Raw genomic sequence first — 26,457 nt, forward strand, 5'->3', positions numbered from 1 at the left:
TGAGATGTTTAATTTTCTCAAAGCCTTATATAGTTGCGCTCTTGGCGTATTCCACTCTTATTCAAGCTCGTCAATATTTAGATGCGTTTGCCCTGCACCTTTGACAGCTTCGCTCAACGCAGTGGCTTTTCTTAAAAGTCCTTCTTGATATTATACCTGCATCAGGGTTTGTAAATCTAAGCGATCGCCTTCACTAAGAGTACCTGATTGTTGGCGATCGAGCAGTTCTCTTAACTGAGCATCCTGTTCCGATTCCATTTGCAGTTCGGTCAGCACCAGTACTTGTTCATCAGAAAGGGCAAATATCATTTTTATTCCTCTTTGGTTTTACTAGCCCTTTGTCTGTAGCTTGGTATAAGGCATAGATATAGTGTCAACCACCAAAGGTATAATACTTCAGGTGCGAAAAATCGATGGTAATCAAATAAACCGTGGCAAATCTCATTCCTAAGATTAGAACCTAAAGATTCAATTAACAAACATCTCAAATTAAAAATAGCGTCTTTTGTTAAAAGCTGCTTTAAGTCAGGTAATTCCAGAACTTTACCAAGAGTGTAATCATGTTGAATTTGGAGGTGAGAAGTGATAGCTCCATTGAGCTTCAAAATATGGCGTAATGAGTTCTCTAGTTGTGGAATTAGGAGGTGTGCTGCAACAACAAAATCTCCTTGTAATCCAGCTATCAAGCCTCTTGCATAAAGAGGCTCACGTCCTTTTGGGATAAATGGATTTTCATTGACAATAAAAGATAGATCATCCAAGCTTACATTATGTTCAGAGCAAATTTGATTACAAGCAGGGGCAATAAAGTTTAGTCCATAGGAACATTGATAGAAGTTAGCAGTTCTAAACATAGATTCCACTAAAGCATCTTCACTCCCACTAACAGCTTTTGTTTTTCCTTCTTCATCTACTAGAACTCTTGGAATTAAATAAGATATTTTGTGTGACTCTATATCCTGCTTTGCTTCTGATTCAATATCCTCAAATCTCAGAATCAGATTAGAACCGAATGCTAAAGAATATAAAGCATCATATAGTGACTTCTCTTTTACCAATTCTATCGCTATTTGCTGTATTTGAGGGTTTATAAAATCGTTGTTTTCACCTTCAGCAAGAGGAATACTAAACATATTAGACATTGATTTTTTTTGATAATCGAGCATCTGCTTATGTAATTCCTCTATACGTGCGGAAGTCCCTTGTCTTTTTCCAAAAGTATCCTCAATCTTCTTAAAAACTCTGAGAGCATTTTCAAGTCGTCCAGCCGCAACACTATAAACATTATGTTCATTTTCAACAAGAGCTTGCTCGGCATACCAAACCTCAACTTCTGCAAGATACAACTTTGCAATACGTTCAGATTCTTTGTCACCAGCAATTTTGTACCATTCGCTCTCTATATCACGATAGGCTTTTTTATGACAAAAAGCTTGGTGATAATTTGGAAATTTCTCCATACAAACTGCCTTTTGTGAAGCAATGGTTGCATATTTAGTTGCATAGATTAAAAAGTTACTGTGGATAATATTGAGGCTCTTTCTGAACTCTTCTTGGAGTACTTTCATAGCACTACCTGTCAAGAATTCATTATCTATACCTATATAGCGATCTATAAGTTTGTCAATATGATTAAAAACTTGGCATCGTATTACAGTATTCTTTTTGCCATCAATGAGAGGTGCTAACTGTGCTGCTCGTTGTAATCTTTCATAACAACTCATCCAGTTTTCTGTATCTTCTAGATTCCTTGCTGATTTAAGATATGACTCTACAGCTACCTTAGCCATTTGTATTGGTCTAGCCTTTTCTGGATCTCGTTTACAAATCCAGAGTATGTCAGCTAACCTTGCCAGCATTTCAGGATCAGTTATCTTTATAGCTAACCCTCTTAATATAGCCAAATGATGATCAGACAAAGCTGAGGTTATCATCTCTTCTACAGCAGGGAGGATCTGCGGCTCCATTAGAAGAGAAGTAATCTCACTCAAAAACTTGAAAATCTCCTGAGCTATCCTGTCACCAGATAATTTATATGCTTCGGATAAAATCCGAAATTCCTCGCTGTAATTTTGGCATTCTTTCGGGATTTTTTTATCTAATATCTCTGTCCATTGATACTTATCAAAGTCTGATAACTCAAACTGTGGTACAGATTCAAATTGTGACATATTTAGAGTTTATGAGGCATCATTTGGGATTTCAAGTAAAAAACTATCCAAACTGTAGGGTTTGTTTGGTGGAAGCTATAACGAGCTATAACGCACCATTGCTACAACAAGAAGTAATAAAAGACTCATTTGGTAGCAAATCACTGAAGAAAGCGAGTAGTTCCAAATTGAATTCTATAAAAATTAATTAATATAATAAATAGGGACTGAGAAATACATCTCAGTCCCGATAAAAAAGCGGGCTAACCGCTATTTATATGGTTAACCCGTGCAGCTTTGGGAACGCGCAGAGAAATTGTTATTGCAATACCAACTTCACATTGGCGTTTTGCAGACCGCGCTGTTTTACTTCAGCCAAAGTTTTGTTAACGGCATACTTTTGGTTGATTGAGTTGATCAACTCGGTTTGGTTGTGCTTCTTAGCAACGCCCCACAGGTCAGCGATTAGGTCAAAAGAACCATCGCCATTACGAGACCAACCGAGGTCATATTCGCCTTCCAACACGGCAACGATGTCAGAACGGACACGCTGACCGTTATAACCACGGACATCAGCTTCAGTCTTTACGCTGATACCGAGGTCGCGCAAGGAAGCCTTGAGGATTTCGGCATCGGTGATTTTGGTACGCAGGGTGCTAAAGTGAGACATTTGGGTTTCCTCCAATGAGAAGATTGAGAAAAACGACAACGGTTTGTTTTGGGCGAAGCCGCGCTTAACAGGATGCGGCTTTTGTTATAACTGCTAGCATTTTCTGCTAGCCTTTCCCCCTGGGATGGCAGAGGAAAGCTTTTAAAACTCCATTCGCTGATATTCAGCTACGGAGGATGCTGCGGGGCGTGCGCGCTGTCTGGCCCAATCTCTCAGAGCCGTTACTTGTTCTTGCATCGTTCGAGACAGCGGCAAAGTTGCCTTCAGTGCAGCAATAATATCTAGTTGGGTGAACTCCCGATCTTGGGCAAAAGCTTCATACATTGCCGCAACGATCGCTTGCTCTATTTCTGCCCCAGAAAAGCCATCAGACATCTTGGCTAATTGCTCAAGATCAAATCGAGAGATGTCTTCACGGCGCTTGGTCAGATGAATATTAAAAATTTGCTGCCGTTCTTCCGGTGTTGGCAGGTCGACAAAGAAAATTTCATCAAAGCGTCCTTTCCTCAGAAACTCGCCAGGTAAGCGTTCTACTCTGTTGGCGGTTGCCATTACAAACACTGGTGATTTCTTATCTTGCATCCAGGTGAGGAAAGAGCCGAAGATTCTACTTGAAGTCCCCCCATCAGAATCAGAGGAACCTCCACTACCAGCGAAGGATTTATCTAATTCATCAATAAACAAAATCGCTGGGGAAATAGATTCTGCTGTTTTGAGGGCGTTTCGCAAGTTTGCTTCACTTCGTCCCACCATTGAGCCGTCGTAAACTCGCCCCATATCCAACCTTAATAAGGGCAAACCCCACAGTCGGGAAGTAGTTTTGGCAATTAATGACTTACCACAACCAGGAACTCCGAGAATTAACATCCCCTTTGGTTGAGGCAAACCATATTCTCTTGCTCTTTCTGTAAAAGCGTTAGAACGTTGCTTGAGCCATCTTTTTAACTCTTCTAAGCCACCTACAGCATCAATGGTTTCATCTTCTTCAATGTATTCTAATATGCCATTGCGCCGAATTAGTTGCTTTTTCTCAGATAAAACGATATCTACTTCATCTTCCGTCAAACGCCCTGTAGTTACCTGTGCCTTTCGGTAGACTTTCTCAGCTTCATCTTTAGTTAGACCTAAAGCTGCTCTAAGAAGCTTTTCTCTGGCTTCTGTAGTCAAGCGCCGACCACGATTTTGGTCTACGTGCTGAGTTAGTACTTTATTCAACTCTGCCATATCTGGCAGTGTAAAATCGATAACAACAACTTCTTTTTCTAACTCTATAGGCACTTGTTGCATCGGCGACATCAAAATGATGTTTTTATGCGTACCTTTAAAGCTAGCGATCGCATCACGTAACGATCTATTTGTTGCAGGCGCATCAATAAAAGGATGTAAATCTTTAAGAATAAATATACTAGGTTCTTTCTGCCGGATTATCCACTCAATTGCCGCCTCTGGAGACACGGTATTATGTTGCGTGACATTCCGAGGTTGACCATATTCCACAATGCCGTGTGTTACTGTCCAGACAAATACTCGACGTTGGGGCTTTAACGACTGGGCGATTGTGGAAACTGCTTGCTCAGCCCGCTCTTCCTCGGAGGTCACAAGGTAGATTAAAGGGTATTGAGCTTGAATTAGGATATTGAGCTCTTCTTTCATACATCGACCTACTTGAGACCTTATAGAGACAGTAGAGACATTGCTTCTGGTAAAGACAACCGAATTATGAATTATTTATTCATGATTCCTATTTTTTATTTAGCAAGGAACTAACTCTTCCTCACCCTTGGGATTGGTTTCATCCTCATCCATTTCATCAATGGAAAGATGTGGTTGACCAACTACTCCTGGTTGATTGCCTAAAGCAATCAGTTCCCCATCACGTAATACTAGTGAGCTATCACAAGTTGGGCATGAATAAACTTTATGAGTCCGCCCATAAGAATCTTCTATCTCGTCAACCAATTCTGAATTAGATAGGTAAAAAACGAGGGCACGTTCCGCAAGTTCTGACATTGGTTCGGAATCTACTGCTGAACGAATCTTCAATTTTTTGTGCAACTCTGGCGATAAATACAAAGTGACCTTTTGCTTAGTTTGCGTTTGCATATAACTCTTTAACGGTCTTACCCGGGTATGTATATCAAGTTATCGGTTCCTTTCTTGGTTGTCAAGACAGTAAAACGTTTTGACGCTAAGATCGTTACATTTATTTACATCTAAGGTTGAAATGCTGTTTATTGAGTGATAAATAGCTGACTACAAACCTCTGAGAATTAATCAGGACTTAGACATTCAAAACCTGAAACCTTAATGGAAATTAGCGATCGCTAATTTAATGATTGCCTGAGTTGGCTGATTTTTTAACTATTTGGAGCGTAGGCGGATTAAAGTTGAACACTTTTCCGGTTGTAAATAACTGATATCCACAAGAGATGCCAGCGAATGACACTAGCATAGAAAAAAGGGACATAGAGCCGATTACAACACCACTGGCGATGAATAGAGCAATTCCTATACCAATCAACACCCATCCTAGCTTCCGATTATCGCGTCCACTCCAATTCAGAGCTACTATACCTGCGATATACAGCAAAATTCCAGGTGTGCTGCGTAAGTAGACGCTTACATAAACACTTGTACTTAAAAATGTAACGCCTGCTAGGATTAGTCCTAAGCCAATAAGCTTGCTGGCAAGGATTACTTGTTCCTCTTCTTTACCAATGGTAGGCGCTGTAATTTTTGTCGGTGCAGAGTTTGGCGTAGGATTTGTTGTGGCAGATGCAGAGTACTGCTGCAGCCTAAATATAAAAGTTATTTTGTCTCCCTGCCCAAGAGAAATTCTATCTCCTAAATGCAGTGGAAAAAAAACTTGAGGTTGAAGTCTCGCACCGTTAATGTATGTGCCATTAGAACTGCCCAAATCGGTGATATGGTATTCATCCCCATTTATCCAAATTTGGGCGTGGATACGAGATGCCACATCCGAATCTGGTAAGCCAGAAATATCAATATCTGGTGATTTTTGGTCGTTTGGCTTACCGATGCAAATTACAGAAAGATTTGCTGGAAATTGCAAAGATGTGTTGGTTTGGAAGTGAAAAAGCTCCAAAGTTACCTCGGCTGTCTGAGATGCACTATGCATAAATTGTGTGATAAAGCACTTTTTATAAGTTTCTCTACTGAGAACTCAAAAGAGAATGGTAAATATCCTGAATATTATTGAATTTTTAATGAATCCTTTTTTGGTGCAGTTTATTCAGCAGTTTACGGATTCGGGAATAGCTAGTAAATTGGCGAAGGTATTGATCTGAGTTTCTGGTACTTCTATAAAATTAGTGACTTTGGCAAAATGTGTAATGTAAATGGCTACTGCTAATAAAATTTGTAGTTTGGGGCGAAGAATTTATAGATTTGCCGCCAGCGTTAGCGGAGTTATTGCCCTGTTAATAATCTTGTGGGGTTGTACTGCAAATAATTTTAACGCCGGAGCGAGCGCCTGGAAAACTTATAGCAACTCCCGTTATGGCTTTGAATTTCCATATCCGAGTAACTGGACTTCTTTAGCAGCGCCAGAAAATGATGATGGAATTGCCTTTACTTCACCCCAGGACAAAACAGTGGAAATTCGAGGGTGGGCAAGTCAGCAGCTACTGAATTCGATTACTACAAACAAAGAGCTAGTAAAAAAAATCAAACCCAACTTTCAAACCGCCCAAGGAGTATCTGGGGTGCTAGTTGTAGAAGTTGATCGACTAGTAAGTTCAATGACACTGACACTAACTCAGAGTCAAGTTAAATACTACTGGGAAGGACGAAGCAAGAGCCAAGATTTTCAAGATTACTATCGTTTGTTTCATTACATTGCCCAGCAGTATCGGATTTCCAAGTCCTGAGTTAGAAGTTAAGAGTGAGGAGTTAGGAGTTAGGAGAATTCCCTTCATCTGCGCCCATTTCCCCTTGCTTCCTGCTCCCAAAATCCACATTTCTCTCAGAATGATGATTAAGAGGGGACATAAACCTGATAGATTTAGCTATCAGCGAGTAAAAACTGGTGAAGATGAAAGTCCTGGTTATTGGTGGTGATGGATATTGCGGTTGGGCAACTGCTCTTTACCTTTCCAATCGAGGTTATGAAGTTGGAATTTTAGATAGTTTGGTGCGGCGGCATTGGGATAATGAACTTGGTGTCGAAACTCTCACTCCGATCGCACTAATTCAACAACGTCTCCAGCGCTGGCAAGATTTGACAGGTAAATCTATCGATTTGTTCATCGGCGATATTACTAATTACGAATTTCTCCATAAAACATTACAGCAATTTCAGCCAAATGCTCTGGTGCATTTTGGTGAACAGCGTTCGGCCCCATTTTCCATGATTGACCGCGAACATGCAGTTGTTACCCAGGTCAATAATGTAGTTGGTACGTTGAACTTGCTGTACGCCATGCGGGAAGATTTCCCCGACTGTCATTTGGTAAAGCTGGGAACGATGGGTGAATACGGTACACCCAACATTGACATCGAAGAAGGGTATATCACCATTGAACACAATGGACGCAAGGATACCCTACCTTATCCCAAGCAACCCGGTTCAATGTACCACTTGAGCAAAGTCCATGATAGTCATAACATCCACTTTGCTTGCCGGATTTGGGGATTGCGGGCAACTGATTTAAATCAGGGTGTAGTTTATGGCGTCTTAACCGAAGAAACGGGGATGGACGAACTATTGATTAATCGGCTGGATTACGATGGTGTCTTTGGTACTGCACTAAACCGCTTTTGTATTCAAGCAGCGATTGGACACCCTTTAACTGTCTACGGTAAAGGTGGGCAAACTCGCGGATTTTTGGATATTCGGGATACAGTACGATGTGTGGAATTAGCGATCGCTAACCCTGCCGAAGCTGGTGAATTCCGCGTATTTAACCAATTTACCGAACAATTCAGCGTCGGCGACTTGGCATTGATGGTGAAAAAAGCTGGTAACGCTATGGGATTGAATGTAGAAATCAATCACCTAGATAATCCCAGAGTCGAGAAAGAAGAACATTACTTCAACGCTAAAAACACTAAATTGCTCGATTTAGGTTTAGAGCCTCACTTGCTTTCTGATTCTTTACTCGATTCTCTGTTAAACTTTGCCATCAAGTATCAGAAACGAGTTGATCACAAACAAATTCTGCCCAAAGTCTCTTGGCACAGAAATTAGGATAAACCTCAGTAAATGGTGGGTTTAACATTGGTCGTCATGTCTTAGCACAATATGACGACCAATCAGTTATTATTTCTCAAGCGTATCGTCCAGCTATTACTAAATTTGCGTTTACCACAGTTATTTTGACTGTGCAGAATTGATTACAGCACGCGAGACAGTTTACTCTGGTTTAATAGCAAAATGCACTCTAAGCTGAGATTATCTGCCTGGACTGAATAGTTTTATATGAGAATTGCCCTATTCACCGAAACCTTTTTACCCAAGGTTGACGGCATTGTAACGCGCCTGCGCCATACTGTTGACCATTTACAGCGTAATGGTAATCAAGTGCTGGTAATTGCTCCTGATGGAGGTATTACAGAACACAAAGGTGCTAAAGTTTACGGCGTTACTGGCTTTCCTCTGCCATTGTATCCAGAATTGAAAATGGCACTTCCCCGCCCAGCTATTGGGTACGCCTTAGAAGAGTTTAAGCCAGATATTATTCATGTTGTGAATCCAGCAGTTTTAGGTTTGTCTGGGATATTTTATAGCAAAATCCTCAAAATACCCTTAGTAGCGTCTTATCACACGCATTTACCCCAATATCTCCAGCATTACGGTTTAGGGATGCTGGAAGGTTTTCTTTGGGAACTGCTCAAAGGCGCTCATAATCAAGCTGCTTTAAATCTGTGTACCTCCACAGCAATGATGGAGGAACTGACAGCACACGGTATTGAACGTGTAGATTTATGGCAGCGCGGGGTGGATACGGAATTATTTCACCCCCATTTAGCTAGTGTAGAGATGCGATCGCGCCTATCAAAAAATCATCCAGAAAGTCCATTGCTACTTTACGTGGGGCGGCTTTCTGCTGAAAAAGAAATTGAGCGCATCAAACCAATTTTAGAAGCAATTCCCGAAGCGCGGTTAGCATTGGTTGGAGATGGTCCCCATCGTGAAGCATTGCAAAAACACTTTGCTGGCACAAACACCTATTTTGTTGGCTATCTCATGGGGCAAGAATTAGGTTCTGCCTTTGCCAGTGCTGATGCCTTTATCTTTCCTTCCCGCACAGAAACACTCGGTTTAGTACTATTAGAAGCAATGGCAGCTGGCTGTCCGGTAGTAGCAGCCCGTTCTGGGGGGATTCCTGATATTGTCACAGATGGAGTAAATGGATATCTTTTTGAGCCAACAACAGATGTTCAAGGAGCGTTCGCCCCTGGCGTTGGCGGAGCCATCGCTGCTACTGTTCGCCTCTTAGAACAAAAACAACAACGAGACATCATCCGTCAAAATGCTCGCCAGGAAGCTGAAAGTTGGGGTTGGCCATCTGCCACCAGACAGCTACAAGATTATTATCAAAAGGTAATATTTTCTGAAAAGTTGGCAAAATCAGGGAGTAGGGAGTAAGGAGTGGGAAGATGAAGAAGCAGGGGGAGCATACTTCGACACTTCGGCAAGCTCAGTGCATCGCTGCGCTCAGTAACCGGGGGAGGCAGGGAAAGCAGGGGGAGAAGAATTAATAATCAATGCTCAATACTTCAACTACGCCTTCGGCTCCCTTCGGCTACTTCGACTTACCTCGACTTCGCCCTTCGACTACCAAGAGGACAAGCTTGGCACAAGTCGCTCAGTGCAAGTCCGCTCAGGGCAAGACGCTCAGGACAAGCTCAGTACAAGTGCCCAGTGCCCCGTGCCCAAAATCTAAAATTTAAAATTTCGGTTACTGAAACAGACTTATAGTACAAAGCATATAAATTTATTTATGGAGAAAAAAATGTATATAGTGTCGCCAAAAGCAAATGCAGGAGAGAAATACGGTGTCCGTTGACTTGCCCCTAAATTTATTTATGGTTACTGAGCGTAGCCGAAGTATAGGGATTAAAAATTATTGAATTTTGAATTTTGAATTTTGAATTCGGAGCAAAGCGACGTGACACTCCCAAATCCTGGTAGCGTCTTGGCTACATTAACTGAACTTACTCAAGTTAATCGTACTCACGCCCTACTGCGTCGTGTTAAAGACTTATCTGTTAATGAATTTGTTTGCTTACTCGACTTTATAACTGCTGAGTTCCAGCAATTTCTTAGAGCTATTGAACTGATCAATAATGAAGCTCTAGAAACTATGTTGGAGAAGGTGCTAGAAGCTATTACACTCAAAATTGGTCAAATTCTGCAAGCAGAACACACTGCTATTTTTTTAGTTGATTATGACAAAGGTCAACTCTGGTCAAAAGTTCCTCAAGATAATACCCAAAAATTCTTAGAAATTCGGACTCCTATCACAGTGGGTATCCCCGGTCATGTTGCCAGTACAGGTCAGTATTTAAATATATCTGAAACTTATACTCATCCCTTATTTAGCCCAGAACTTGAAAAACAAATGGGCTACAAAATCCATAATATTTTATGTATGCCTGTTATCAGTAGCAAAAACCAGACTGTAGCAGTAGTGCAACTGGCTAATAAAACCGGGAATATTCCGTTTAATTCTGATGATGAAGAACGGTTTCGAGACTTCGCCGCTTCTATTGGTATTATTCTGGAAAGCTGCCAATCTTTTTATGTAGCCGCTCGGAATCAAAGAGGCGCAACGGCTTTATTGCGGGCAACTCAGACACTGGGGCAAAGTTTGGATTTAGAAGCAACTTTGCAAATAGTCATGGAGCAAGCTCGAATTTTAATGCAAGCAGACCGCAGCACACTATTTTTATATCGTAAAGAGATGAGCGAACTCTGGACGAAAGTTGCTGCGGCGGCAGATGACACAGACTTGATAGAAATCCGCATTCCTGCTAACCGTGGCATTGCTGGCTATGTGGCCTCCACTGGTGAAGCCTTAAATATTTCTGATGCTTATAAAGATCCTCGTTTTGACCCGAGTACAGATAGAAAAACTGGCTATGTAACTCGCAATATACTGTGTTTGCCAGTATTTAATTCTGCAAATGAATTAATTGGCGTTACACAATTAATTAATAAACAACAAAGCAGTTTTACTGCTTCTGATGAAGAGTTTATGCGGGCTTTTAATATTCAGGCAGGAGTTGCTTTAGAAAATGCTCGTCTGTTTGAAAATGTGCTGTTAGAAAAACAGTATCAAAAAGATATTTTACAAAGTCTATCAGATGCTGTAATTTCTACAGATATGGCAGGACGTATTGTTACAATTAATGATGCGGCGCTAGAGTTGCTGGGTTGTCCTATAAAAGATGCTAGTAGCAAGAACAACAAACTTTTATGGGAACAAAATTTGATTGGTCGTCTAGTTTGGGAAGTTGTACCAATTGAAAATCTCCAAATGCGGCTAGAAGATAGTTTAAAAACTGGAGCTAAACATTATGTGCCTGAGCAAAGTTTGATAGTGGGAATTTTTAAAGTTAATAGTGAGGAGCGATGCCCTGAGCAGGCCGTTGGGTTAGGAGTTAAAAGTGAGACTCAAGAATTAAAATTTCGGACCCAGCACTCAATTTTAGCAGTGCGCGATCGCACTAACCCCGATGTGTTTATTCCCTGGAATCTACCCGTCACTTCCCAATCTGAGTTTCTCACTGCTAATGAAGTGCAAAAATTAGAACGCAGCACAAATCTAACTGTTAATCCTCTAACTAACCCTGAAGGCAGTGTCCGGGGTGGTTTGGTGGTGTTAGAAGATATCAGCCAGGAAAAACGGATGAAAACTACCATGTCCCGTTACCTAACGCCCCATGTAGCCGAGCAAATTATGGCTTTGGGGGAAGATACTTTAATGGTGGGTGAGCGCAAGGAAGTAACTATCTTGTTTTCTGATATCCGGGGCTACACCACACTTACAGAAAATCTTGGTGCAGCTGAAGTGGTATTACTGCTCAATGAGTATTTTGAAACGATGGTGGAGGCGGTTTTTAACTACGAAGGCACTCTTGATAAATTTATTGGTGATGCCTTAATGGCGGTATTTGGTGCGCCGCTACCACTTACAGAAAATCATGCTTGGAGGGCTGTACAGTCAGCATTAGATATGCGACAACGGTTAGAGGAATTTAACCGACGGCGAATTATCCAGGCGCAGCCACAAATCCATGTTGGTATTGGGATTAGTTCTGGAGAAGTGGTTTCGGGTAATATTGGTTCCCGCAAACGGATGGATTACACCGTAATTGGAGATGGCGTAAATTTGAGTTCACGTTTGGAAGCGGTAACTAAGGATTACGGTTGTGATATAATTTTGAGCGAATTTACTTATCAGCTTTGCAGCGATCGCATTTGGGTGCGCCAGTTAGATAAAATCCGAGTCAAAGGGAAACACCAGGCAGTTAATATCTACGAGTTAATTGGCGATCGTACTACTCCTCTAGATGCCAACGCTCAAGAGTTTTTGTTTCACTATCATACTGGACGCTCGGCTTATTTATCGCGTAACTTCTCCCAAGCGATCGCCTGTTTTGAAGCCGCCAAATGCATCCAACCCCAAGACCAAGTTGTTGATATCCACCTAGAACGTGCGCGTAGTTACCAACAAGCGCCGCCCCCAGAATCCTGGGATGGTGTTTGGACAATGCTTACTAAATAGTAATGGGGCATTGGGCATTGGGCATGGGTTATTAATTCTTCTTCCCCTGCTTCCCTTGCCCCCTCATCCCCCCATGCCATATTCAACCTTCAACCTCCCCCTGGTCATCTTGAAATGGGTCTTCACCAATTCTTAGCTCTTTTTTTGAGCGTTTCAACTGTTTCCATAAATCCTTGATTTGTTCGTAAGCTTGACCTGGAGGCAGTTTTCCACCTGTTTCTAAGTTGCAAATGTAGCTTACTCGTTGGGCAAATTCTTGTAGATTTGCATTAAAAACCAAATTTTCTGGCTTTACCTGACCGTAGTAGCGGCCGCGAGGGTAAAGAAAGTCATCCTTGTTCACTATTTTATTCTCCAATTTATTCAACTCCTCTTGTATTTGAATCTCTAAAGCTGAATCATTAGCTACCGCGATCTTTACTATCGTCAGACTACGGTAACTCGAACCATAAAACTCCTTTTCCAATTATTGATGCGGGAATTGGTTGATTTAGATTTTGAGACTAGAAAATAAAGCTTGAAATACTTTTACTGTAAAACTTACAAAAAAAGTTTCTCCTAAAGTGACTAAAGAGAATATTTGATTTACCTCCCAGTTCTCAATTTATCTCATCTTAATTTATGAATTTCTGACTGTAATTAACTTCAGTTTAAACTCTGACTTACGAATTGCTAAAATATACCCGTAGTCGCTAGCAATTATCATTTTGCAAAAATATAGTTACAGATTTTTGCGGGTAAAAGTACTTAGGTAAATTTACTACTATTAAAGCAAATTGTCGTCTGTTAAAAGTTAGAGATTCAGTTGTGAATCTTTAGCAACTTTCTGCTAGGTCGTGACTAAAAAGAGGCAGAGCAAGAAGATTTTCTTCTGTGTTCGTCTGCCCTCTTCCCGCACTGCGGGTTTGTCATAGACTTGTGCCCGATTAACCGTGTCCTTGCAGCCTCCTAAATAATTATCAATGGCTAATAGTTAATAACTAAAGATAAAATGGTGAAGCCTCAAAGGACAACTTTTGTCCATCGCCTAGAACTCTACCTGCCACCATGTCTGTTTATTCCAAGTTATACGAAGGCAAAGCCAAAATTCTCTACACAACAGACGATCCAGAAGTCTTGTTGGCCGATTTTAAAGACGACGCCACGGCGTATAACGCCCAAAAGCGTGGCAGTATCCAAGAGAAGGGAAAAATTAATTGTAGCATTTCTAGCCAGCTTTTTAAACAGTTGGAGTCAAAAGGTATAAAAACTCACTTTATCGACAGCCCTACCCCGAATCAGATGCGGGTGAAGGCAGTAAAAATTTTACCCTTAGAAGTAGTTATCAGAAATATTGCTGCTGGCAGTTTGTCTCAGCAAACAGGCTTACCAGTGGGTACAATTCTAAAACAGCCTTTGGTTGAGTTTTATTACAAAAACGATCAGTTAGGAGATCCCTTGCTGACACGCGATCGCCTGTACCTGCTAGAACTAGCTACTGCGGAACAAGTAGATGCAATTACACATCTTGCATTGCAAATCAATGAATTCCTCAAAAACTTTTGGCAGCGATGCGGCATTACCCTAGTAGACTTCAAACTAGAGTTTGGTTTGGACTCACAGCAGCAGTTGCTCTTAGCAGACGAAATTAGCCCCGATACCTGCCGTTTATGGAATACTGCAGAACAGGACTCAAACCGTCGGGTAATGGACAAAGACCGCTTTCGCCAGGATTTAGGAAATGTAGAGGATGCTTACCAGGAGGTTTTACAAAGAGTGCTAAAAGCAGTAGAGAGTAATAATTAAGTGGGTAAAATCAATTAAACTCGTGTGGATTGTCCGTTGTCAGTTGTCCTTTGTTATTCACCAACGGCTAATGACCAATGACCAATGACCAATGACCAATGACTATTTGTGTGTGTGGTAGTGAAGAGGAATTATAAGTAAAATGCGTTTATCTCCCATGTTGCTGGCAGCAGTAGCAATTGCAGCCCCTTTGGGCGGTTCATTGAGTGCAAATGCAGAAACCGCCAAAAGTTCAAAACAGACAACAGAAGTTTTGACACTAGAAACAAATCAGCAGCCAGAAAAGGATACTAGTCGGGTTGATAGTAAAAGTTTAGAATCTCGACCTAATCCCACAGGAGTTATGGAGGCGGATAAATTCCGCATTGTTGCACTTTATCCTGCCAATCCAGAAGCGATACCTGCGGTGGTCACTGAGCGCAGCCGAAGTGCGGGCTACGCCTACGCAACCCCAAAGGTAATCGTGCCAACCTCCACAACGCCAAAAACTGCACAAACCCCTCAAATAGATCCTAACTCTACTCAACAGCCGTCTCCCACTCCAGACATTCCACCGCCAGAAATTCAACAACCAACGCCTTCTCCAACTCCTGAGACTACTCCAGTCCCAGAAAATGTCAACCCACCGACAACGGAACCTTTATCACCCACAATTCCAGAACCATCTATCGCTCCCGATGTTCCATTCCCAAATGGGCAACAACCAACGCCTTCTCCAACTCCTGAGACTACTCCAGTCCCAGAAAATGTCAACCCACCGAGAACGGAACCTTTATCACCCACAACTCCAGAACCATCTACCGCTCCCAATGTTCCATTCCCAAATGGGCAACAAAGAACACCTGCCTCAAGCCCAGGTGTGACTCCCAGTCCGCAGAATGTTAACCCGCCGACAACTCCGGGAAATACTGAACCCAACACGGCCCCAGAAGCCAATGACCCCCGCGTACTGGTGTCGGAAGTAATAGTTAGAGCACAGACAGGTCAACTACCACCAGGGCTGGAAGACCAAGTTTACAGAGTAATTCGTACCCAACCAGGACGAACGACAACCCGCAGCCAACTGCAAGAAGACATTAACGCCATCTTTGGTACTGGCTTCTTCTCCAACGTGCAAGCAGCGCCAGAAGATACCCCTTTGGGAGTGCGGGTGAGCTTTGTTGTACAGCCTAACCCCGTCCTAACCAAAGTAGAAGTGCAAGCCAATCCTGGCACTGGTGTTGCTTCTGTACTGCCAGCGAATACTGTGGATGAAGTATTTCGGGATCAGTATGGCAAAATCCTTAACTTGCGTGACTTGCAGGAAGGCATCAAGCAGTTAAACAAGCGGTACCAAGACCAAGGTTACGTACTAGCTAATGTGATTGGAGCGCCACAAGTCTCTGAAAATGGAATTGTTACCTTGCAAATAGCAGAAGGTGTAGTAGAGAATATTAGAGTCCGGTTCCGCAATAAAGAAGGTCAGGAGACAAACGAGAAAGGACAACCAATTCGGGGACGGACACAGGATTACATCATTACACGAGAATTGGAGTTGAAGCCGGGACAAGTATTCAATCGCAATACAGTACAAAAAGACCTACAGCGCGTGTATGGGCTAGGACTGTTTGAAGATGTGAATGTTTCCCTTGACCCTGGTACTGACCCCAGCAAGGTGGATGTAGTAGTGAATGTAGCGGAACGCAGCAGTGGTTCTATTGCAGCTGGTGCAGGGATTAGTTCTGCTAGCGGACTTTTTGGAACAGTTAGCTATCAACAGCAAAACCTGAACGGTAGGAACCAAAAACTGGGAGCAGAAGTACAGGTGGGAGAACGGGAACTGCTGTTTGACCTGCGGTTTACAGACCCTTGGATTGCCGGAGATCCTTACCGAACTTCCTACACAACCAATATTTTTCGCCGTAGTTCCATTTCGCTGATCTTTGATGGTCAAGATCAAGATATAAGGACGTTTGACCCAAGTAATCCTACTAATACAGATGCTCAGGATCGCCCCCGGATTCTCCGTCTAGGTGGTGGTGTTACTTTTACCCGTCCCCTCTCTGCCAATCCTTACAAAACTTCTGTATGGACTGCCTCAGCAGGTTTACAGTATCAACGAGTTTCTGCGCGTGATGCTGATGGCAATCTCAGAAAAACAGGAGCCGTATTTGATGATGATAACGGTAACCGCATCAGCGAGGAAATTCCATTAACCTTGTCTAGCGGCGGTCAAGACGATTTACTACTGTTGCAACTGGGAGCACAGCGCGATCTCCGTAATAACCCATTGCAACCCACTAAGGGTTCTTATCTCCGCTTCGGAGTTGATCAGTCGGTTCCCATCGGGCTAGGCAACGTTTTACTTACCAGATTTCGGGGAAGCTACAGCCAATATCTACCCATCAAGCTGATTAACCTCTCTAAAGGCGCACAAACCTTAGCATTTAACCTGCAAGCAGGAACCATCCTTGGTGACTTGCCTCCCTACGAAGCTTTTACCCTTGGGGGTAGCAATTCTGTTCGAGGTTATGAAGAAGGAGCATTAGGTAGTGGACGCTCTTATGTGCAAGCATCAGTTGAGTATCGGTTTCCAGTTTTTTCAGTAGTCAGTGGCGCACTATTTTTTGATCTTGGCAGCGATTTAGGAACTAGTACTAGGGCGGCTGAAGTTTTAAACAAAAATGGTAGTGGCTACGGCTATGGTCTTGGCGTTCGCGTCCAGTCTCCACTGGGACCAATTCGGATTGACTACGGTATTAACGATGATGGTGATAGCCGAATTAATTTCGGTATTGGCGAAAGGTTTTAACCAGTTAAGAGTTAGAAGTAGAGACGCGATTAATCGCGTCTGTACAGAAGTTAGGAGTTATGAGTTTTAATTCCTCACTCCTCACTCTTGAGTCATAACTTTTTTGGATTAGCTTGCTAAATTTGACATTTACCTCAATACTGTTCCGATAAAGGAATTAATCACATTTTCAGGGCAATATCAGGGATTTTACCAAAACAGACGATGAACAATACTAAAGGAAATATACTGTCTTTTAGGCTATGCAACAGCACACTCTAACTGGGGAAATCACCCAAATAGGGGTGGGATTGCATAGCGGTGTTAAGACCCAAGTGCGGATACTACCTGCTGAGGCGGGAAGTGGACGCTATTTTGTACGGGTAGATTTACCAGATTTGCCGATTATTCCAGCCCAAGTTGCGGCAGTTAGTCACACTGTTCTCTCAACTCAGTTGGGTAAGAGTGAGGTATCCGTCCGCACGGTAGAACATTTGTTAGCTGCGCTTTCCGGTATGGGTGTGAATAATGCCCGGATTGAAATTGATGGTCCAGAAGTTCCACTTTTAGACGGTTCAGCAAGTGTATGGACAGCCAACATTGCCCAAGTTGGCTTAGTATCACAACCTGTTAACAATCAAGTTCCCAACGCTATTACAGAACCAATATGGATCTATCAAGGCGATGCCTTTGTATGTGCCCTTCCAGCACCAGAAACCCGCTTTAGTTACGGTATTGATTTTGACCTGCCCGCCATTGGTAATCAATGGTACAGTTGGTCACTAACCACAGAACTAGAAAAAGCTTCTGCTAGCTTTGCTGCAGAAATTGCTCCCGCCCGGACTTTTGGGTTACTACATCAAATTGAACACTTACAAAAAACAGGGTTAATTAAAGGTGGCAGTTTGGATAATGCACTTGTTTGTGGGCCAGAAGGGTGGCTAAATCCACCATTAAGATTTGCAAATGAGCCAGTCCGTCATAAAATCTTGGATTTAGTAGGAGATTTAAGTTTACTAGGAACTTTTCCTATTGCTCATTTCTTAGCGTATAAAGCCAGCCACAATTTACACATTCAACTGGCTCAGAAAATTTTAGATTTTGGATTTTAGATTTTATCTAAAGTTTATTTTATCTAAAGTTTAAAACTCAGGATTATTAAAGCTTTAGACATGCGCTTGCTTACTCAACTTTCAGATGAAAAATCAACTATACGGTCAATGTCAATCCTCACTAAAGTGAATACAATCGATACGACTACATCTACATCTACCGAATCACAGGCTATAAATGAGACTACAATCATATCTGAAATTAAAACAAGCTTTACATCTGAAGAAATTCAGGAACTGCTACCCCACCGCTACCCATTTTTACTTGTAGACAAAATAATTGACTACGTTCCAGGTAAAAAAGCTGTTGGCATTAAAAATGTTACTATCAACGAACCTCATTTTCCAGGACATTTCCCCGGACGTCCACTGATGCCAGGGGTGCTAATTGTCGAAGCAATGGCACAAGTTGGGGGCATTGTTCTTACTCAAATGTCTTCGGTAGAAGGCGGGCTATTCGTCTTTGCTGGTATCGATAAAGTCCGATTTCGTCGCCAGGTTATACCGGGGGATCAACTAGTAATGACGGTGGAACTGTTATGGGTAAAACAACGTCGTTTTGGCAAGATGCAAGGTCGTGCCGAAGTTGCCGGTCAACTTGCTTGTGAAGGCGAATTAATGTTTTCTCTAGTTAACTAAAAGTTTGCTTACGTGGTATTGGCATAGCCGTGAAATGCTTTTACTGAATCCTGAAAAAGGATCGCAGTTAACAAAAATCCACAACAGCATCTGAATAATTTTTTGATTTTTGACGCCCTCTTTACGAGACGCACTCACGAACACACTTAACTTGCTTTGCCCGACACTTTCGTTCACTGAAATACTTCCCGCTCAACAATGCCAGTCGCCTCAATGGGACGGCAGTCAGTATAACTCTCTTAACCAGGGTAACGCACTGCTTTAAAAACCCCACCCGGCGCTGGCTTATCAAGACAGTTCTGGAGATTCACCCTTGAAAACGCTAATTCATCCAACTGCTGTAATTCATCCGAAATCGGAACTCCACCATACAGTGCAAGTCGGTGCCTATGCTGTGATTGGAGCGCATGTCAAAGTGGGCCCTGAAACAATAATCGGCGCTCACGCCGTGCTAGAGGGGCCTTGTGAAATTGGAGCGCAAAATCAGATTTTTACAGGTGCAGCCATCGGCATGGAACCCCAGGATCTCAAGTTTGTGGGGGAACCAACCTGGGTCAAAATTGGTGATAACAATTTGATTCGTGAGTACGTTACCATTAACCGCGCTACTGGTGCTGGTGAAGCAACGGTAATTGGCGATGGAAACCTACTGATGGCTTATGTCCATGTGGCTCATAACTGCGTGATTGAAGACCAGGTAGTGATTGCTAACTCTGTGGCGTTGGCAGGCCATGTCCATATAGAGTCACGCGCTAGGCTAAGTGGGGTTTTAGGTGTCCATCAATTTGTGCATATTGGTAGACAGGCAATGGTGGGAGGCATGGCACGGATTGACCGGGATGTGGCCCCATATGTGCTAGTGGAGGGAAATCCGGCACGGGTACGAACTCTCAATCTTGTCGGACTTAAACGCTCTGGTATGGACTCTACAGATTTGCAAATGCTAAAAAAAGCCTTTCGCATTCTCTACCGTTCTAATTTGCCCTTTAAGGATGCTTTAGAACAGTTGGAATTGTTAGGGGATAACGAACAATTGCAGCATTTGCGTCGCTTTCTGCTACTTTCTCAAATGCCAGGAAGGCGTGGCTTGATTCCCGGTAGGGGAAAAAAAGGCGTGAGTGATGAGTCGTGAATTATAAGTTAGGAGTTAGGAGTTATGAGTTGATAACTCAAATTTTTAATTCCTGACTCCTAACTCCTCACTTCTAACTATTTATTTCCTAACTCCTAACTTTAATTATCAAATGCGGATATTTATCAGCACTGGCGAAGTATCTGGCGATTTACAAGGGTCGCTGCTAATTACAGCGCTGAAGCGTCAAGCTGTAGCGATTGGGTTGGAATTAGAGATTGTGGCGTTGGGTGGCAAAAAAATGGTGGAGGCTGGGGCAATTCTGTTGGGAAATACCAGTAGTATTGGCTCAATGGGTATTCTAGAAGGACTGCCTTATATTTTACCGACTCTCCAGGTGCAACGTCAGGCGATCGCTTCCCTAAAACAAAATCCACCTGACTTAGTGGTGCTAATCGATTATATGACTCCCAATCTGGAAATTGGGACTTATATGAAACAGCAATTACCAGATGTGCCTGTGGTGTATTACATTGCTCCCCAAGAGTGGGCTTGGTCAATAAGCTTGCGTAGAACTAACCGAATTGTTGGTTTTACAGATAAGCTGTTGGCAATTTTCCCACAAGAAGCCCGTTACTTTCGCGATAAAGGGGCAAAAGTTAGTTGGGTAGGGCATCCTTTGGTTGACCGAATGCAAGACGCTCCCAGTCGTCAAGCAGCTCGTGCAACACTGGGGATTGCACCAGAACAAATTGCGATCGCACTTCTCCCCGCCTCTCGCCGCCAAGAACTAAAATATCTTTTACCAGTAATTTTTCAAGCCGCCCAAACTATTCAAGCGAAATTACCTGAAGTTCATTTCTGGATTCCCCTATCTCTGGAAGTCTATAGACAGCCAATTGAGCAGGCTATTGAGCGTTATGGTTTACGGGCTACAATTATATCAGGTCAACAAATGGAAGTTTTTGCTGCTGCTGATTTAGCCATTAGTAAATCTGGTACTGTCAATTTAGAACTTGCTCTGTTAAATGTGCCGCAAGTCGTAGTTTACCGCTTAAGTTCCCTGACTGCTTGGATCGCTCGTAATATCCTCAAAGGTTCTATAACCTTTGCATCACCACCTAATTTAGTAGTGATGAAGCCGATTGTGCCAGAATTTTTACAAGAGCAAGCCACACCAGAGAATATTATCCAAGCAGCGATGGAACTGCTACTCAATCCCAGTCGCAGAGAGCAAACTTTAGCAGATTATAAAGAAATGCGGCAAAGTTTAGGAGAAGTTGGGGTGTGCGATCGGGTTGCTCAAGAAATTTTGCAAATGGTGCTGGGGAGTAGGGACTAGGGACTGGGGAACTCAAGACCCCCACGGAGTGGGGATTAGGGGCATGGGGACTGGGGGCTAGGGAAATTTTGTATATTTATTTAATACTCAATACTCGATACCCATTCCCTAATTCCCAATACCTAATCCCTTTAGAGGTGTCATGGCTTATGAGATGAAAAAACAAAGAGCGATCGCAGTTGACTTATTCGCCGGTGCGGGGGGTATGACTCTTGGCTTTGAACAAGCTGGCTTTGATGTACTAGCCTCTGTGGAGATTGACCCGATTCACTGTGCAACACATCATTTTAACTTCCCTTTTTGCTCAGTGTTATGTAAAAGTGTTGTGGATACAACCGGGGAAGAAATTAGGAATCGGTCTGAGATTGGCGATCGCGAAATTGATGTGGTAATTTGTGGCTCACCATGTCAAGGATTTTCTCTAATTGGTAAACGGGCTGTTAACGATCCTCGAAACTCTTTGGTGTTTCACTTTCATCGGCTGGTTTTTGAGCTAAAACCAAAGTTTTTTGTAATGGAAAATGTCCGGGGGATCACAGTTGGCGAACATAAACAAATCCTCCAATCCTTAATTAACGAGTTTAGAATTCACGGCTATAAAGTAGAAGATAATTACCAAGTTATTAACGCTGCACATTACGGAGTACCACAGTCCCGTGAGAGATTATTTCTCATAGGCGCAAGGGAGGATGTAGAGTTACCGAAATATCCTCAGCCGATTACTAAACAAGCATTACCAAATAATTTAAATTATCAAAAAATATCTGATATCCCATTAAGTCCTACAGTATTGGATGCAATTGGAGATTTACCTGAAATAGAAAAATATCCAGAGTTACTAACAAGAGATTGGGTTTTAGCAGAATACGAAAAGCCTAGTAAATATGCTCTTTTACTTCGCGGTATCAAATGCCTAGATGATGATTATTCTTACAAACGTGAATATGATTTACGAATACTTTCTTCAAGTTTAAGAACAAAACATTCTGCAGAAACTATTCAACGTTTTCAGGATACTCAACAAGGCGAGAGAGAAAAAATTAGTCGTTTTTATAAGCTGCATCCTGCTGGTGTCTGTAATACGTTAAGAGCGGGAACAGACAAGTATAGGGGTTCTTTCACATCTCCTAGACCGATTCATCCAATTACGCCGCGTTGTATTACAGTTAGAGAAGCGGCGAGATTGCATTCTTACCCAGATTGGTTTAGATTTCATGTAACCAAATGGCACGGATTTCGACAAGTTGGTAACTCTGTACCACCGTTACTAGCAAAGGCTGTGGCGGCGGAAATTATTCGCAATTTAAATATTTCGCCTTTTAAGCCGAGTTTCGGATATAAGTTGACAGAGGAGAAACTATTACAATTTAATATGTCGCAAGCAGCAAAATATTATCACTGTGACTGGCAAATGTAACATCTGCAAGATTTTACTATTTCAACCCATCGTTAAACCTTTCAAATAGTTAGACAGCCTCTCCACTACTACCCAGCTTTTTCTTGAGTATCTTTTCCATTTCCCTCAAATCCTCGTTAGTCTGAGGAAATGGATATGTCGGACTATTAGGATTTCCCCCTTTGATTAATGCCTCAATCGCTTCATCATCTTCACGATGAGCTAAAATATATTCTTTAAGTTCTTAACGGGACATTTTGCTAAAGTCGGGCTTTGTCATCGTCAAACCCCCATTGACCATCGGAAAAAATTTGATTTTGGCATTTTTTATGGCGGGCTATACTAAGTCCAAGCACGGAAGAATGTACTATCTTCCCAGATATTAGCAGTCCGTTGTACGATCGCTGTTAATTCTTCCTTTTTAAGAGGCACAAAAGCCTGCGCTATCTTGACATTATTCTCTAATTGTGCAACTGTCTCTGCCGCAATCACGCAACAATGAACCCCAGGCTGAGACATTGTGTAACCTAAAGCTTGTTCCATACCTTTCAACCCGCCTGGTTTAAAGAGCCGACCATAAGCCGGGACTTTCATCGCAATCACACCGACATTTTTTTCTTGAGCAACTGGTAGAACCACAGGAATAAATGGACGTGGGTGATGTTTGTCGGCAGCATTCACAGGAATTAGTGTAGTGTGAAAAGGATAGCGACGTAAGCCTTCGGCAATAACTTGAGGGTCATGATGTCCGGTAATACCTGCGAAGCGCACTAATTTTTGTTCTATGGCTTCTTCTAAAGCTTTAATTGCGCCTGATGGACTAAAGATGGTGTCGAGTTCTTCAGAAAAAGAAACGTGATGCAACTGCCACAAATCGAGATAATCTGTATTGAGACGTTTAAGCGATCGCTCCAATTCTTGCCATGCACCATCCCGATCTCTTTGATCGGTCTTGCTTGCTAGAAAAACCTTTGAGCGATGGGGTGGTAGCACCTTACCTAAATAATCTTCACTCGGCCCATAACTAGCTGCTGTATCAAAGTAACGAATGCCAAGTTCCAGCGCTCTTTGAATAATTGCTATAGCATCACCCTCTTTTCCTTGCCAGGATAGTGGCGTTATTCCTGCTCCTCCTAACCCGAAGATAGGGAGTTTTACTTCCGTGCGTCCCAGTAACCGTTCTGGCATGGTTGCTGGCGGTGTAGCGATGTTAGTAGTATTTCGCTGTAAAGCATTAGTTGCCACAATACCTCCTGTCACAGCAATGCTGGTAATTAGGAAATTACGCCGCGTCTTTCCTTCTGTCATGATTGGCTTAGGGGGCGATATTACTTTTATTCTAATATCTTAGCTAGGGAGATTTAATCTAAGAAAGCAAAATTACTGATAGATTAGGAACACTCCGAAACCTATGATTATTGGTTAGAAAAGTACCTATTTAACGTTAAGGTAAAGTCGGTATAATACATGATTGAATTAATTGCTTACCTGTTGTTAGTCACGTCCCCCGATTAATTTAACTGCACATAGACATTGATATCAAATGTAAATTGAATATGCATCTGGTTACTGGTATATCCAGTGGGCAAAGGTGCAAAGGGTGCAGCTCGCTGTATAGCGTTGAGCGCTGCTTGATCAGTGACGCTGAATCCAGAGGTTTGTGAGAGATGGAGATTGCTTAGATGCCCGGAACGGTTAATAGTGAAGTTAAGCACTGTTCGCCGAGAAGACTGGCTCACTCCTGGTAGCCACTGCTGCTTAACTTGTTGCTGTAATTGGTTTAAGTAAGAGGTGATATCTATATCTTGACTGCTGGCATCAATACCAGAAGGAGCTTGGTTATCTCGGTTGGAATTAGGCAAGGCTGCCAGATAATCACCGCTAAAATTCCGACTAGATACACTCACAGTACCGCCCAGCAAGCTTGCTGCACCTGTTTTCAGAGATGACGGTGTTCGTTTACTTAAAAGTGTTCTCGACTGTCCTAAGTTCTTAGGATTGGGTACTGGTGATTTAACAGCAGGTGCAAGCGCTGTTTTTCGGGGTAGTACTGGTGGTGTGGTATTAGGTGCTACTGCTATCTTTTTAGGTTTGGGTGTTGGTGATACAGTTGCTCTGGCGATGGGTTTTGGCTCAAGTTTGGGTGCTGGTGGTATAGTTGCTCTGGCGATGGGTCTTAGCTCAAGTTTGGGTGCTGGTGGTATAGTTGCTCTGGCGATGGGTCTTAGCTCAAGTTTGGGTGCTGGTGGTATAGTTGCTCTGGCGATGGGCCTTGGCTCAACTTTGGGTGTTGGTGGTATAGTTGCTCTGGCGATGGGTCTTGGCTCAACTTTGGGTGCTGGTGGTATAGTTGCTCTGGCGATGGGTCTTGGCTCAACTTTGGGTGCTGGTGGTATAGTTGCTCTGGCGATGGGTCTTGGCTGTGGTTTAGCTGCTAATGGTATTGTTGGTCTTGCGATCGCAGTTGGCTCAACTTTGGGTGCTGGTGGTATAGTTGCTCTGGCGATCGCTGTTGGCTGTGGTTTAGCTGCTAATGGTATTGTTGGTCTTACGATCACTGTTGGCTGTGGTTTAGCTGCTAATGGTATTGTTGGTCTTGTGATCGCTGTTGGCTCAACTTTGGGTGCTGGTGGTATAGTTGCTCTGGCAATGGATCTTGGCTCAACTTTGGGTGTTGGTGGTATAGTTGCTCTGGCGATGGGTCTTGGCTGTGGTTTAGCTGCTAATGGTATTGTTGGTCTTGCGATCGCTGTTGGCTCAACTTTGGGTTGTTGAAGAGATAGATTTGGTGATTCCGCTTTCTGGTGCTTTAGTTCTGGCCGGAATACCTCTGCTGAAGATAAGGTTGTTGAGTCAAAAGAACTTTTACTAGAGGCTTTATGTGCATCTGAATTAGCTGACTTCACAGTAGAAACAGGTTTTTTCGGTAAAGCTTTACCACCTGCAATTGAATTTTTAGTAGCACGGAATGAGGTTTTTTGGGGTATCTGTGTTTCATTAGGATAAACATCAACTACCTCAATTGGAATCTCTTGCTTAGGCTCAGGCATAAAAGCTGTGAACCAATATTTGCTCCCTATCAGTAAAATAGAGTGTAGAAGGATGGAACTAACTAGACCTGGGAAGATATCGAGGGGGCCCATGCTCCGATAGCGCTGAAATTCATGAGAAAAAGCCATGTGATTGTGCTTTTGCGTGATAGATAACAGCCTCAACAGTCTATTTACTGTCTTCTAATTTAGAGGATATCGCATCTGATTCAAGCAAAACAAACGAGATATTGGATAATACACTAGATTGCAAGTTAATGAAGTACAAAAATACCCCTCCCTAACTCTCCCCTTGGAAAGCTATCCATTACCCGGATCTTTCTCAACATTTGCCAGAGTATTCACGAACGTTCTTTATAACTTTGATTCCTTCGTGATTAATTCTCAAGAAAAATCTACTTTTAGCGGTAAGATTAAGAGGTAACTTGTCAAGTATGCCTTACACCGAGCGTGTTTAAGATGCCTACAAAACAAGCGTTTCAAGATTGTAAAGAAAGATGTGACTAATGGATAGCCTTAGAGAGGCAGGGCTGTTTCATTTGATCTCAAGCAGGATTTTGTCAAGAGTCTGAGTCGGAAATTTGCTTGAGTGGGAAAAACAAAAACTACCACATCAATCGGGAAATTTAAGTGCGTTGGCAAAGCCTTACCGTACTCCTACGGAGAAGCAAGCTACGCGTAGCGTCTCGTAGAGAAGACATCGCCATTTTCTTGCA

The 26,457-nt window shown here is 42.6% G+C and carries 21 protein-coding genes and 1 pseudogene; 12 read left to right on the top strand and 10 right to left on the bottom strand.

What is annotated here, in order from left to right:
- Positions 1-150: 150 nt before the first annotated feature.
- From V7L20_RS11510 to V7L20_RS11535, 6 genes are all read right to left on the bottom strand, one after another.
- Entirely contained in the window at positions 151-309 is a 159-nt protein-coding gene (locus tag V7L20_RS11510) for a hypothetical protein (RefSeq protein ID WP_334744206.1), read from the bottom strand.
- Positions 310-311: 2 nt separating this feature from the next.
- Positions 312-2,171: a DUF4209 domain-containing protein gene (locus V7L20_RS11515; protein WP_334744207.1), complete on the bottom strand. Its 1,860-nt coding sequence runs from the start codon at positions 2,169-2,171 to the stop codon at positions 312-314.
- 298 nt (positions 2,172-2,469) lie between these two features.
- A complete protein-coding gene (locus V7L20_RS11520) occupies positions 2,470-2,820 on the bottom strand; it encodes a DUF1257 domain-containing protein (RefSeq protein WP_094350625.1) in 351 nt (116 codons plus the stop codon).
- 141 nt (positions 2,821-2,961) lie between these two features.
- Positions 2,962-4,473 (bottom strand): stress-responsive protein Ycf46, encoded by a 1,512-nt coding sequence (ycf46, locus tag V7L20_RS11525; protein WP_334744208.1) that lies wholly within the window; start codon positions 4,471-4,473, stop codon positions 2,962-2,964.
- Between the two features lie 99 nt (positions 4,474-4,572).
- Positions 4,573-4,923: a hypothetical protein gene (locus V7L20_RS11530; protein ID WP_334744209.1), complete on the bottom strand. Its 351-nt coding sequence runs from the start codon at positions 4,921-4,923 to the stop codon at positions 4,573-4,575.
- A gap of 226 nt (positions 4,924-5,149) precedes the next feature.
- Positions 5,150-5,959, bottom strand: a complete 810-nt coding sequence (locus V7L20_RS11535) for an FHA domain-containing protein (protein ID WP_334744210.1) — start codon at positions 5,957-5,959, stop codon at positions 5,150-5,152.
- 220 nt (positions 5,960-6,179) lie between these two features.
- Between V7L20_RS11535 and V7L20_RS11540 the strand changes: the two genes are divergently transcribed.
- The 4 genes from V7L20_RS11540 (at position 6,180) to V7L20_RS11555 (ending at position 12,575) form a co-directional block, all read left to right on the top strand.
- Positions 6,180-6,710, top strand: coding sequence for a hypothetical protein (locus V7L20_RS11540; protein ID WP_334744211.1), 531 nt, complete (start codon positions 6,180-6,182; stop codon positions 6,708-6,710).
- Between the two features lie 164 nt (positions 6,711-6,874).
- On the top strand, positions 6,875-8,029 hold the full coding sequence (locus V7L20_RS11545) for an NAD-dependent epimerase/dehydratase family protein (protein WP_334744212.1): 1,155 nt from the start codon (positions 6,875-6,877) through the stop codon (positions 8,027-8,029).
- Positions 8,030-8,260: 231 nt separating this feature from the next.
- Positions 8,261-9,430, top strand: coding sequence for a glycosyltransferase family 4 protein (locus V7L20_RS11550; protein ID WP_334744213.1), 1,170 nt, complete (start codon positions 8,261-8,263; stop codon positions 9,428-9,430).
- Positions 9,431-9,953: 523 nt separating this feature from the next.
- Complete coding sequence (locus V7L20_RS11555) at positions 9,954-12,575, top strand: GAF domain-containing protein (protein ID WP_334744214.1); 2,622 nt, start codon at positions 9,954-9,956, stop codon at positions 12,573-12,575.
- A gap of 82 nt (positions 12,576-12,657) precedes the next feature.
- Here the strand turns inward: V7L20_RS11555 and V7L20_RS11560 are convergent, their stop codons facing one another.
- The gene (locus tag V7L20_RS11560; RefSeq protein WP_229554907.1) at positions 12,658-12,933 is read right to left on the bottom strand and encodes a DUF7219 family protein; all 276 of its coding nucleotides are present in this window, start codon (positions 12,931-12,933) and stop codon (positions 12,658-12,660) included.
- 689 nt (positions 12,934-13,622) lie between these two features.
- Between V7L20_RS11560 and purC the strand changes: the two genes are divergently transcribed.
- The 7 genes from purC (at position 13,623) to V7L20_RS11595 (ending at position 22,712) form a co-directional block, all read left to right on the top strand.
- A complete protein-coding gene (gene purC, locus V7L20_RS11565; RefSeq protein WP_334744215.1) occupies positions 13,623-14,360 on the top strand; it encodes a phosphoribosylaminoimidazolesuccinocarboxamide synthase in 738 nt (245 codons plus the stop codon).
- A gap of 142 nt (positions 14,361-14,502) precedes the next feature.
- Positions 14,503-17,151 (top strand): BamA/TamA family outer membrane protein, encoded by a 2,649-nt coding sequence (locus tag V7L20_RS11570; RefSeq protein ID WP_334744216.1) that lies wholly within the window; start codon positions 14,503-14,505, stop codon positions 17,149-17,151.
- Between the two features lie 242 nt (positions 17,152-17,393).
- The gene (lpxC, locus tag V7L20_RS11575) at positions 17,394-18,242 is read left to right on the top strand and encodes a UDP-3-O-acyl-N-acetylglucosamine deacetylase (RefSeq protein WP_334744217.1); all 849 of its coding nucleotides are present in this window, start codon (positions 17,394-17,396) and stop codon (positions 18,240-18,242) included.
- A 108-nt stretch (positions 18,243-18,350) separates the two neighbouring features.
- Positions 18,351-18,881: a 3-hydroxyacyl-ACP dehydratase FabZ gene (gene fabZ / locus V7L20_RS11580; protein WP_334744218.1), complete on the top strand. Its 531-nt coding sequence runs from the start codon at positions 18,351-18,353 to the stop codon at positions 18,879-18,881.
- Positions 18,882-19,194: 313 nt separating this feature from the next.
- Entirely contained in the window at positions 19,195-20,013 is an 819-nt protein-coding gene (lpxA, locus tag V7L20_RS11585) for an acyl-ACP--UDP-N-acetylglucosamine O-acyltransferase (protein ID WP_334744219.1), read from the top strand.
- A 112-nt stretch (positions 20,014-20,125) separates the two neighbouring features.
- On the top strand, positions 20,126-21,295 hold the full coding sequence (lpxB, locus tag V7L20_RS11590) for a lipid-A-disaccharide synthase (protein WP_334744220.1): 1,170 nt from the start codon (positions 20,126-20,128) through the stop codon (positions 21,293-21,295).
- A gap of 154 nt (positions 21,296-21,449) precedes the next feature.
- Positions 21,450-22,712 (top strand): DNA cytosine methyltransferase, encoded by a 1,263-nt coding sequence (locus V7L20_RS11595; RefSeq protein WP_334744221.1) that lies wholly within the window; start codon positions 21,450-21,452, stop codon positions 22,710-22,712.
- Between the two features lie 49 nt (positions 22,713-22,761).
- On the opposite strand, the pseudogene V7L20_RS32595 reads toward V7L20_RS11595, so the two are convergent.
- From V7L20_RS32595 to V7L20_RS11605, 3 genes and pseudogenes are all read right to left on the bottom strand, one after another.
- Positions 22,762-22,923: pseudogene (locus tag V7L20_RS32595) on the bottom strand (DUF6887 family protein); the annotation flags it as partial.
- A 110-nt stretch (positions 22,924-23,033) separates the two neighbouring features.
- Positions 23,034-23,999 carry an aldo/keto reductase gene (locus V7L20_RS11600; RefSeq protein WP_334744222.1) on the bottom strand — a complete coding sequence of 322 codons (966 nt, stop codon included), beginning with the start codon at positions 23,997-23,999 and terminating at the stop codon, positions 23,034-23,036.
- Positions 24,000-24,202: 203 nt separating this feature from the next.
- The gene (locus tag V7L20_RS11605) at positions 24,203-24,598 is read right to left on the bottom strand and encodes a TonB family protein (RefSeq protein WP_334744223.1); all 396 of its coding nucleotides are present in this window, start codon (positions 24,596-24,598) and stop codon (positions 24,203-24,205) included.
- Between the two features lie 91 nt (positions 24,599-24,689).
- On the opposite strand from V7L20_RS11605, the gene V7L20_RS11610 reads away from it, so the two are divergent.
- The gene (locus tag V7L20_RS11610; RefSeq protein ID WP_334744224.1) at positions 24,690-25,466 is read left to right on the top strand and encodes a hypothetical protein; all 777 of its coding nucleotides are present in this window, start codon (positions 24,690-24,692) and stop codon (positions 25,464-25,466) included.
- The last annotated feature ends 991 nt before the right edge of the window (positions 25,467-26,457 follow it).

It is taken from the genome of Nostoc sp. (assembly GCF_036916735.1).
Lineage (GTDB): Bacteria > Cyanobacteriota > Cyanobacteriia > Cyanobacteriales > Nostocaceae > Nostoc.